This window comes from Asticcacaulis solisilvae (assembly GCF_017875235.1).
Taxonomy (GTDB): domain Bacteria; phylum Pseudomonadota; class Alphaproteobacteria; order Caulobacterales; family Caulobacteraceae; genus Asticcacaulis; species Asticcacaulis solisilvae_A.
Genome location: NZ_JAGGMI010000012.1, coordinates 163,689 through 173,036, shown reverse-complemented (window position 1 = coordinate 173,036; position 9,348 = coordinate 163,689). Strand labels below are relative to the sequence as shown.

The following is a 9,348-nucleotide window of genomic DNA, read 5'->3' as shown; positions in this document are numbered from 1 at the left end:
ATCTCAAGGGCAGTTTGTTCGGCTGACGGCGCTTTGAGCATACCTCAATGAATCAGAAACCCCCGACTTACGCCAGAGGTTTGTCAGCAGTCTGAGCCGAATGTGTTTCACATTCGGCTCTTTGCTATTGCCCCTCTGGGCAATTTATAGCTGTTAGATCTCGTAGTCGGGACCGGCGTTCAGATAGCCCCCTTCGAGCAGGTAGTCGACAATGCGTTCCGCTGCTCCTTCGGCGGCGGAGGTCTGGGTGTCGACCGTGACGTCCGGATTTTCAGGCGCTTCGTACGGGCTGTCGATGCCCGTGAAGTTCTTAATCTTGCCAGCACGAGCCTTGGCGTAAAGTCCCTTTACGTCGCGCTGTTCGGCGACCTCAAGCGGCGTCGAAACATAGATTTCGATGAATTCGCCGTCAGCCAGCAGATCGCGCGCCAATTGCCGCTCCGCCCGGAAGGGCGAGATAAACGACACGAGTGTGATCAGGCCGGCATCGACCATCAGCTTCGACACTTCCGCGACGCGCCGGATGTTCTCGACGCGGTCTTCTGTCTTGAAGCCCAGGTCCTTGTTCAGGCCGTGGCGGACATTGTCGCCATCGAGCAGATAGGTGTGATGCCCCAGGCTCAACAGCTTCTTTTCGACCAGATTGGCGATGGTCGATTTACCTGCCCCCGACAGACCGGTGAACCACAGCACGGCTGGCTTCTGACCCTTGGCGGCGGCGCGCGTCGCCTTCGAGACATCCAACGCCTGCCAGTGAATATTGGAGGCGCGACGTAAGGAGTGGTCGATCATCCCGGCGCCGAGCGTCAGGTTCGACACACGGTCGATAAGGATGAAGGCGCCAGTGTCGTGGTTGTCGGCGTAAGGATCAAACGCTACGGGATCCTGGGTCGCCAGGTTGACAACTGCGACTTCGTTGAGCTTGAGCGTCTTGGCGGCCAGTTGCTGGAAACTGTTGACGTCGACCTTATGGCGGATGTCGGTGACGCTGGCCGACACCGTGCGCGACCCGATCTTGATCAGATAGGGGCGGCCTGGAATGAGTTCGTCCTCGCTCATCCAGATCAGATGCGCCTGAAACTGGTCGGAGACTTCCGGACGGGCCTCCGGTGGGACCAGCACATCGCCGCGCGAAATATCGATCTCGTCTTCCAGGGTCAGGGTGACGGCCTGGCCGGCAACGGCGCGGTCGAGGTCGCCGTCGTAGGTGCTGATCGTCCTGACCTTGGATGACTTGCCGGAATTGGCGACTAGGATGTCGTCGCCCGGCTTCACGGCGCCGGACACGATCGTGCCGGAAAAGCCGCGGAAGTTGAGATCCGGGCGGTTGACCCATTGGACCGGCAGACGGAACGGGCGGGTGGTCAGGTCGCGCGAAATGTCGACGGTCTCAAGGTGTTCGACCAGGGTCGGGCCCTTGTACCACGTAAGCTTGTCGCTGCGCTCCAGGACGTTGTCGCCATAACGGGCCGACAGAGGAATGGCCTGCAGGGTCTCGAAACCGAAGCTTGAGGCAAAGGCGTTGTATTCCGTGACGATGCGATCGAAGACGTCCTGCGAGTAGTCCATCAGGTCGATCTTGTTGACCGCCAGGACGACGTGCTTGATACCGAGCAGAGAGACGATGAACGAGTGCCGGCGCGTCTGGGTCAGTATGCCCTTGCGTGCGTCGATCAGGATGACGGCCAGGTCGGAGTTCGATGCGCCGGTCGCCATGTTGCGCGTATATTGTTCGTGGCCGGGCGTGTCGGCGACGATGAACTTGCGCTTGTCCGTCGTGAAGAAGCGATAGGCAACATCGATTGTGATGCCTTGCTCGCGTTCGGCCTGGAGCCCGTCGACCAGCAAGGCCAGGTCGATGTCTTCGCCAACCGTGCCGAATTTCTTGCTGTCCTTTTCGATGCCGGCCAACTGGTCTTCAAAGATCAGCTTGGTGTCGTAAAGCAGCCGGCCGATCAGGGTCGACTTGCCGTCATCGACGCTGCCGCACGTCAAAAAGCGCAGCATCGACTTCTTTTCGTGGCTGGCCAAGTAGTCGATCAGGGCCCGGGTATCGAGGCGCGTGTCTACAATCGCATTCATATCAGAAATAGCCTTCGCGCTTCTTCTTTTCCATCGACCCCTGTTCGTCATGGTCGATCAGGCGGCCGGAGCGTTCAGACGTCCGCGTCGTCAGCATCTCGGCGACGATCTCTTCCAGCGTGTCCGCCTCGGATTCGACGGCGGCCGTCAGAGGGTAGCAGCCGAGTGTACGGAAGCGCACCGACTTCATTTCGGGCGTTTCGCCGGGTTGCAGCGGCAAGCGGTCATCATCGACCATGATCAGCTGGCCACCGCGCTTTACGACCGGACGCTTCTTGGCGAAGTACAGCGGCACGATGGGGATATTTTCCATCAGGATATACTGCCATATGTCGAGCTCGGTCCAGTTCGACAACGGGAAGACGCGGATCGATTCACCGGGCTTTACACGGGCATTATAGAGGTTCCACAGCTCCGGGCGCTGATTCTTGGGATCCCAGCCGTGGTTCTGCGTACGGAAGGAGAAGATGCGTTCCTTGGCGCGCGATTTTTCCTCGTCGCGCCGTGCGCCGCCGAAGGCCGCGTCGAAACCGTGTTCGGTCAGTGCCTGCTTCAGCGCATCCGTTTTCATGATGTTGGTATAGACGTTCGAGCCGTGGTGGAACGGATTTATATTGTCGCGCAAGCCATCCGGATTGGTGTGCTTTAGCAGGGTAAGGCCCAACGCCTTGACCGTATTGTCACGGAAGGCGATCATTTCGCGGAACTTCCACGTCGTGTCGACGTGCAGCAGCGGGAAGGGCGGCTTGGATGGGTGAAAAGCCTTCATCGCCAGGTGCAGCATGACCGACGAGTCCTTGCCGATCGAATAGAGCATGACCGGGTTTTTGAATTCGGCGGCCACTTCACGCATGATGAAGATGGCTTCGGCTTCTAGCCTTTTGAGATGCGTAAGCTGTTCGGCGGACACGGGGGTACCTTCGGGAAATCTGAAGGCTATGTAGTCACGCATACCCCTACCGACAAACCACAAAATCTCAAGTCAGAGATAAGGACGGATGAAAAATATCCATCCTCAGGCGTGGATAGTCGGATCTCCGAACGCAACGAAATGCGGGTTGGCGAAGTCGCTGTCGTTCGGCTGGTTACGCTTGCCATAGCCTAACGGCTGGCCCCCCAGGGTTTCGACACGGCCGCCGGCGGCGCGCAGGATGGCGTCGCCCGCGGCGATGTCCCATTCCATCGTCCGGCCCATGCGCGGATAAAGGTCAGCCTTGCCTTCGGCCAGCAGGCACAGTTTGAGCGACGAGCCGGCCGCAACAAAATCCTTGATGGTGAACGCCTTCAGATAAGCCTGGGTTTCCTCGCCGCCGTGCGACCGCGACCCTACGGCGGACAGGCCATCGGCGGGAGCGGTTCTGACGCGGATGGGGCGCGCCTCCCCAGGCCGGCCATCGGTCACCTCAGCCATGAAGGCGCCTTCGCCGCGCGCGCCCCAATAGAGCTTACCCAGCGCCGGCGCGTAGACCGCGCCGCACACGGGTTCGCCGTTTTCGACCAGGGCGATATTGACCGTAAATTCGCCATTTCTGGAAATGAACTCCTTGGTGCCATCCAGCGGATCGACCAGGAAGAAGCGCGTGGCCGTGGCCGGCACGCGTCCCGCAGCGGCTTCCTCCTCGGCAACGACCGGTATATCTGGTGCCAGACGTTTCAAGTTTTCCAGAATAATGGCCTCGGCACGCTGGTCGGCCTCGGTGACGGGGGAGGCGTCGGACTTGTCCGCCACGGCAAAGTCGGTCGCGTAGATGCGCAGGATCTCGGCGCCAGCGGCCAGCATGATCGGATTCAGGTCCATGGGTATCTCCGTGAAAGCGGGACATGCTCTAGGCGGGTCGGACCGGCATGGCAAGCCTTGCCATGGCCTGCAATTCGGGCAAGTATCCAGTGAGGCCTGCCAGGGGGTACCATGTCACGTGCATTCTTGTCCGTCGTCGCTGCCGCCTTGATGGCGTCACCGGTTCATGCCAGCCCTGCCGCGGCCGCAAAGGCATTGATCGCGGAAAAGACTATTCCGGAGCTGCAAGCCGCCATGATTCGCGGCGATTTTTCGGCTGAGGACCTGACGCGGGCCGCGATCGCCCGCATCAAAGCGCTGGATGGCAGGCTGCATTCGGTCATCGCCGTCAATCCGGATGCAATTACCCAGGCGAAGGCCGCCGACACCGCGCGCAAGGCCGGGAAGGCGCCAGGGCCGATGGCCGGGATTCCCGTGCTGGTCAAGGATAATGTCGAAACCAAGGACCCGATGGCGACGACCGCCGGATCACTGGCGCTGAAGGACAATCTGACTGGCCGCGATTCCCCGTCCGTCGCCAGTCTGCGGGCAGGCGGCGCGGTCATTCTCGGCAAGACCAACCTGTCGGAATGGGCCAATATCCGTTCGACCCACTCGATGAGCGGCTGGAGCGCCATCGGTGGACTGGTGGCCAATCCCTACGACCTGACGCGCACGGCGTGCGGTTCTTCGAGTGGTTCCGGTGCGTCGATCGCCGCCAGTTTTGCGCCCGTCGCCATCGGCACGGAAACAGATGGCTCGGTGACCTGTCCGTCTGCGATGAACGGCCTGGCTGGCCTCAAGCCTACCGTCGGGCTTGTGTCCCGCACGCACGTCGTGCCGATCAGCCATACGCAGGATACGCCCGGCCCGATGGGCCGGTCGATAACCGATATCGCGGCCCTGCTGACCGTCATGGCGGGCAGCGATCCGGCCGATAAGGCAACCGCTGAGGCCGATACGAAAAAGACGGATTATGTGGCGGGGCTGAAGGACGCCTCGCTGAAGGGCGTCCGCATAGGCGTCCTTCGCGACAAGCTGGGTGGTGAGCCGAAGACCGTGGCCGTGTTCGAAGCCGCGCTGAAATCGCTGGAAGCCGCCGGCGCCCTGCTGGTGGACATCAAGGACTCGTCGACGCCGGGTCTCGACGATGCCGAGTTCACTGTGTTCACCTATGAGCTGAAGGCGGACCTAAACGCTTATCTGGCCACGACGCCGCCGGCGGTAAAAACGCGCACCCTGGCCGATGTCATCGCCTTCAACACGGCCCATGCCGGTGAGGAAATGCCGCATTTCCGCCAGGAAATTTTCGAAATGGCGCAAGCGAAGACGGGGCTGGACAATCCCGAATATATTGCCGCGCGTGCCAGGTCGCAGGCCATGTCCACCACGCGCCTGGATGGGCTGTTCAAGGACCACGATGTGAAGTTCCTTGTCGCCCCGACCTATGCCGTGGCGTGGAAGTCGGACGCCATCTATGGCGACGTCTATAATGGCCCATTCGCCACCCAGCTACCCGCCACATCCGGCTATCCGCACCTGACCGTGCCCATGGGCTTCGTCGAGGGCATGCCGGTGGGGTTGTCCTTGATGGGACCGAAGTGGAGCGACGCGGACCTGCTCAAGGCCGGTTATGTCTTTGAGCAGGTCACTAAAGCGCGCAAGGCGCCCGAACTGAAATAAATCGCCGTGTTCAGAGCGTCAGCGTGGACAATTCGTCGATGGCGCAGATGATGTGGTAGAGCGAACTGGCGGGCGCCGGCTCGATCTCGAAGCTGCCGTCTTCCTTCATGCGGTCACGATAAAGCCCTTCGATCTCGGTCGAGAGGTAAAGCCTGAGACCGGCGGCGGCTTCGACGGCCTTGGCGATGGCGGCCTGGCGATCGGAAGGCGTCATGGCGGCGTCGGCCAGCTTGACATAGGCCTTCATGCGCTCGGTCTGGGCCCACAGACGCGCCTTGCCGTCCTTGACGGAAAAATCGTCCCACAGTTCGTAGATGGTGACGTTGCGCTTGTCGTCGGTGCCGGGACCTTCGGCGATGTCGATCAGGCGTTTGGCGGCATCGACATAGGACGCGTCGCCCGACATGCGCGCCCAGCGCAGGAAGAGCCACGCCCATTCGAACTGGTGGCCGGGTTCGATGATGCGGCCGGCATCACCCGCCATGGCATTCCAGTCGCCGTCGAAGAATTCACGCAGGGAGCCTGTTTCCGGATGGAGGAACTTCTCGACGCACAGCTTGGCGATCTGGCCGGCGATCGCTCGCCATGATTTTGGTTGTCCTGACGCTTCGCTGCTTGAGGGCGTATCGTCGCCACCCGCTTCCATCCACGCCAGGCAGGCTTCGAACATGTGCATGTGCGGATTGGCCTTGAGCGGCAGGGTGCGCGGGTTGGATTCCTCGAAGCCGCGCTCCGGGTGTGAATAGTCGCGCACGATCACATCACGGATAAAGGTGCCCGCCTCTTCCAGAGTTTTGTCGTTCGGCCGCACCTTGTAAGCCGAGGCATAGGCCAGCATGGCGAAGGCGTGGTCATAAAAATCGAATTCGCCCCGCACTACGGCGCCTTGCGGCGTCAGTACAGCATAGAGCAGACCGGTTTCAGGGTTACGCGCCGGGCCGGACAGCCATTTCAGGCCCTGGTCTATGACAGCGTCCGTCTCCCCCTGATAGCCCATGGTCCTGGCCAGGGCATAGGAATAGACCTGGCGCGCCGCAACCCGGGTCCGGCGATCGATATCGTGGGGTGTTCCGTCCAGGTTCAGTTTCTCGAAGAAGCCACCCTTCTGAAGGTCGCCGCCGGCGTTCCACCAGATCGGCAGGGACTTGTCGAACAGCCAGGCGCGCAGCTCGGCCTGCATGGTTTCCAGGTCGCTTTTCAGGGTGATTGGAGAGGGGCTGTCAGGCATGGTCGGCTCGCACGAAAAGATGGGGACGAGTACTCGGGACGGAAATAAAAAGTCACTGCGGATTGACCGCTATCACTTTCGGCGTCCACGTCGCAAGCTTGGTTATTTCGCATCTGCAAAATATGTATGGCGTCTTTATATGTTTCGAGGTTCAAGATATAGCCTTTTTGTCTCGCCGCGCTGCACCAGATATGGCACAACTTTCTAGAACGAGGGGGATATCATCCTACATGGCTAGCAAAATTCTTCCGGTGATTATGTCCGGTGGCTCCGGTACCCGCCTGTGGCCATTGTCGACGCCGCAGGCCCCCAAGCAGTTCCATGCGCTGGCGACGTCCAACACCATGATCCAGGAGACGGCCCTTCGCCTGTCGGGTGACGTGTTTTCTTTACCGGTCGTCATCTGTGGAACTGGCCATTTCGACCTGGTGAACGCGCAGCTAACCCGCATAGCCCGCAGCCCGCAGCTTGTGGTTCTGGAACCCTTCGGCCGCAACACGGCGGCCGTCGCCGCCATTGCCGCCCTGAGCGGCCAGGCGATTGATCCGGAAGCCTTGGTGCTGCTGGTGCCCGCGGACCACGTGATCACCAAGCCGGAGGCCTTTGCCGAAGCCATTCTGAAAGCGGCTGATACGGCGCGTGACCGCATCGTCACGTTCGGCATCCGTCCGACTCACCCGGAAACCGGCTTCGGCTACATCCAGCACGGGGCCGAACTATCGGAAGGCATTTTCGAAATCCAGGCTTTCCTCGAAAAGCCAAACCTTGCCACGGCCACGGAATATGTCATGGGTGGTCATCATGACTGGAATGCCGGCATATTCCTGTTCTCGCCGCACGTCATGCTTGAAGAACTGAACACCTATGCCCCGGAGGTGCTTGAAGAGAGCCGCAAGGCCTATCAGGCCGGTGCGCGGGATGGCGTACGCCTGATTCTCGATGAAGGTCACTTCGCCAAGGTTCCGTCCACATCAGTGGACTATGCCGTCATGGAAAAAACGAGACGGTCCGCAGTCATTCCTTGCGATATCGGCTGGGCCGATGTCGGCGGGTTTGCCGAGTTGTGGCGGTTGGGCGCCAAGGATGAGGCCGGCAACCACGCTCAGGGCACTTCAATCCTGATCGAAGCCGAGAACTGCCTGATTCAGAATCATGATGGTCCGCCTGTGGCTGTGGTCGGCATGAAAGACGTCATGGTCATATCGACGCCCTCCGGCGTTCTGGTCTGTCCCATCGACCGGGCCCAGGACGTCAAGAAGGCCGCGGAGGCCGCCAAGGCGTTGGCCGCGTTATAAGGCGCGCGTAGGCTTTGCAAAACAAAGCGATGAGAAGATGTTCGGGGGCTGGCCAAGCCGTCAGTATGGCGCTACCAATAGGCCATGACCGATACGTCCCGTAACGTTGAATCGTCCATCCTGCCGCGCCTCGATCCCGAAGAGGCCGGCTATCTGCGCGAGGAACTCCAGGACCTGCGCGCCATGGTCAGCCGCGGCGACCCGCTGACGGTCAGTGGCGGCCTGGTCATGGCCTGGTGGGCGCTGGTCCTGCTGATCGGCAACCTCATACATGTGCTAGAGGTCGCCGGAGTCCTGCACACGCACCTGCCGCTTCCGGCCACGGAAGTGGTCGTCGGTTATCTCGGCAACCTCCTGTTCCTGCTGCGCCGTCACAAGCCTGCCCATGAGCGGTCGTGGCGCAGCCGGACTCTGGCGGCGATGTGGTTCATCGGCGGCATTGCCGTCCTGGTGTTTGTCGGCGGCTGCTATATGGCCGGCATATATGATCCGCGTCTGTCACTGGCCTTTGTGGCGATGCTATATGCCATCATCATGACCCTGACGGCGCTGATCGCCGCCAAGCTGTGGATGACTGTGCCGGCCATCGGCTGGGCAGCGGTCGCCTTCGCCGTCTTTTGTTTCAATAGCGAACTGTTTCGTCCCGCCTTGTTCGCGGGGGCGTCGCTGTTTCTTATGCTTGTTCCCGGCCTCGTCCTGACGTGGCAGGAGAGGAGAACCGCTGTATGAGTATTTTTGCCGCCGACACGCTCCAGGAAGTGATCCATGGCCGGGCACGTCTGTCCATCCTGGCCTATCTGACGACGGTGGGCCGCGCCGATTTCGTCCACCTGCGCGATGAAATCGCCATATCCGACGGCAATCTGTCCCAGCACCTGCGCAAGCTGGCTGATGCCGGTTATATCGCCCTGCACAAATCCATTATCGCCAGCCGGACCAAGACGGTGGCGGAACTGACCCAGGCCGGCCGCCAGGCATTTTACGACTATCTGGACAGCCTTCAGTCCTTGCTGGATGCGGTGCCGGCGCGCGAACCGTAGACACTGAAAAAATAGTACAACTTGAAGTTAGGTTCTAGTTGATATGCGGAGCCGGCTGGGTTAACCTTGTACCGCTCCGGGACTGAGCGCGCTGATTTCATCGCGCTCTCGATCTTTGTTCCGGCGGATCCTCCTGATCGCGCCGGAGCATGGGCAACCGCGCACGTCGTTTTCATTCGCCGCCGGGGGGCGGACAGGAGAGGGCGATGATCGTCTCCGGCGGACCTTTGGGGGGTCGCCTGG

Annotated in this window: 8 protein-coding genes; 4 read left to right on the top strand and 4 right to left on the bottom strand. The window is 60.8% G+C overall.

Annotation, left to right across the window (positions count from 1 at the left end; genetic code table 11):
* Positions 1–153 precede the first annotated feature (153 nt).
* From cysN to cysQ, 3 genes are all read right to left on the bottom strand, one after another.
* Complete coding sequence (gene cysN, locus J2X24_RS18140; protein ID WP_209724716.1) at positions 154–2,082, bottom strand: sulfate adenylyltransferase subunit CysN; 1,929 nt, start codon at positions 2,080–2,082, stop codon at positions 154–156.
* A 1-nt stretch (position 2,083) separates the two neighbouring features.
* Positions 2,084–3,034 (bottom strand): sulfate adenylyltransferase subunit CysD, encoded by a 951-nt coding sequence (gene cysD / locus J2X24_RS18135; RefSeq protein WP_209724714.1) that lies wholly within the window; start codon positions 3,032–3,034, stop codon positions 2,084–2,086.
* Between the two features lie 63 nt (positions 3,035–3,097).
* Positions 3,098–3,880, bottom strand: a complete 783-nt coding sequence (gene cysQ / locus J2X24_RS18130) for a 3'(2'),5'-bisphosphate nucleotidase CysQ (RefSeq protein ID WP_209724712.1) — start codon at positions 3,878–3,880, stop codon at positions 3,098–3,100.
* A 111-nt stretch (positions 3,881–3,991) separates the two neighbouring features.
* On the opposite strand from cysQ, the gene J2X24_RS18125 reads away from it, so the two are divergent.
* Positions 3,992–5,542, top strand: coding sequence for an amidase (locus tag J2X24_RS18125; RefSeq protein ID WP_209724710.1), 1,551 nt, complete (start codon positions 3,992–3,994; stop codon positions 5,540–5,542).
* Positions 5,543–5,552: 10 nt separating this feature from the next.
* Here the strand turns inward: J2X24_RS18125 and J2X24_RS18120 are convergent, their stop codons facing one another.
* A complete protein-coding gene (locus tag J2X24_RS18120; protein ID WP_245344927.1) occupies positions 5,553–6,770 on the bottom strand; it encodes an AGE family epimerase/isomerase in 1,218 nt (405 codons plus the stop codon).
* Between the two features lie 230 nt (positions 6,771–7,000).
* Between J2X24_RS18120 and J2X24_RS18115 the strand changes: the two genes are divergently transcribed.
* From J2X24_RS18115 to J2X24_RS18105, 3 genes are all read left to right on the top strand, one after another.
* Entirely contained in the window at positions 7,001–8,065 is a 1,065-nt protein-coding gene (locus J2X24_RS18115; protein ID WP_209724708.1) for a mannose-1-phosphate guanylyltransferase, read from the top strand.
* Between the two features lie 84 nt (positions 8,066–8,149).
* Positions 8,150–8,794: a hypothetical protein gene (locus J2X24_RS18110; protein ID WP_209724706.1), complete on the top strand. Its 645-nt coding sequence runs from the start codon at positions 8,150–8,152 to the stop codon at positions 8,792–8,794.
* Positions 8,791–9,105, top strand: a complete 315-nt coding sequence (locus tag J2X24_RS18105; protein ID WP_209724704.1) for a winged helix-turn-helix domain-containing protein — start codon at positions 8,791–8,793, stop codon at positions 9,103–9,105. The genes J2X24_RS18110 and J2X24_RS18105 overlap by 4 nt, the downstream gene beginning before the upstream one ends.
* The last annotated feature ends 243 nt before the right edge of the window (positions 9,106–9,348 follow it).

Excerpts from the sequence above, each read along its gene's own strand:
- cysN (WP_209724716.1), bottom strand. The coding sequence starts at position 2,082 with ATGAATGCGATTGTAGACACGCGCCTCGATACCCGGGCCCTGATCGAC.
- cysD (WP_209724714.1), bottom strand. The coding sequence starts at position 3,034 with ATGCGTGACTACATAGCCTTCAGATTTCCCGAAGGTACCCCCGTGTCC.
- cysQ (WP_209724712.1), bottom strand. The coding sequence starts at position 3,880 with ATGGACCTGAATCCGATCATGCTGGCCGCTGGCGCCGAGATCCTGCGC.
- J2X24_RS18125 (WP_209724710.1), top strand. The coding sequence starts at position 3,992 with ATGTCACGTGCATTCTTGTCCGTCGTCGCTGCCGCCTTGATGGCGTCA.
- J2X24_RS18120 (WP_245344927.1), bottom strand. The coding sequence starts at position 6,770 with ATGCCTGACAGCCCCTCTCCAATCACCCTGAAAAGCGACCTGGAAACC.
- J2X24_RS18115 (WP_209724708.1), top strand. The coding sequence starts at position 7,001 with ATGGCTAGCAAAATTCTTCCGGTGATTATGTCCGGTGGCTCCGGTACC.
- J2X24_RS18110 (WP_209724706.1), top strand. The coding sequence starts at position 8,150 with ATGACCGATACGTCCCGTAACGTTGAATCGTCCATCCTGCCGCGCCTC.
- J2X24_RS18105 (WP_209724704.1), top strand. The coding sequence starts at position 8,791 with ATGAGTATTTTTGCCGCCGACACGCTCCAGGAAGTGATCCATGGCCGG.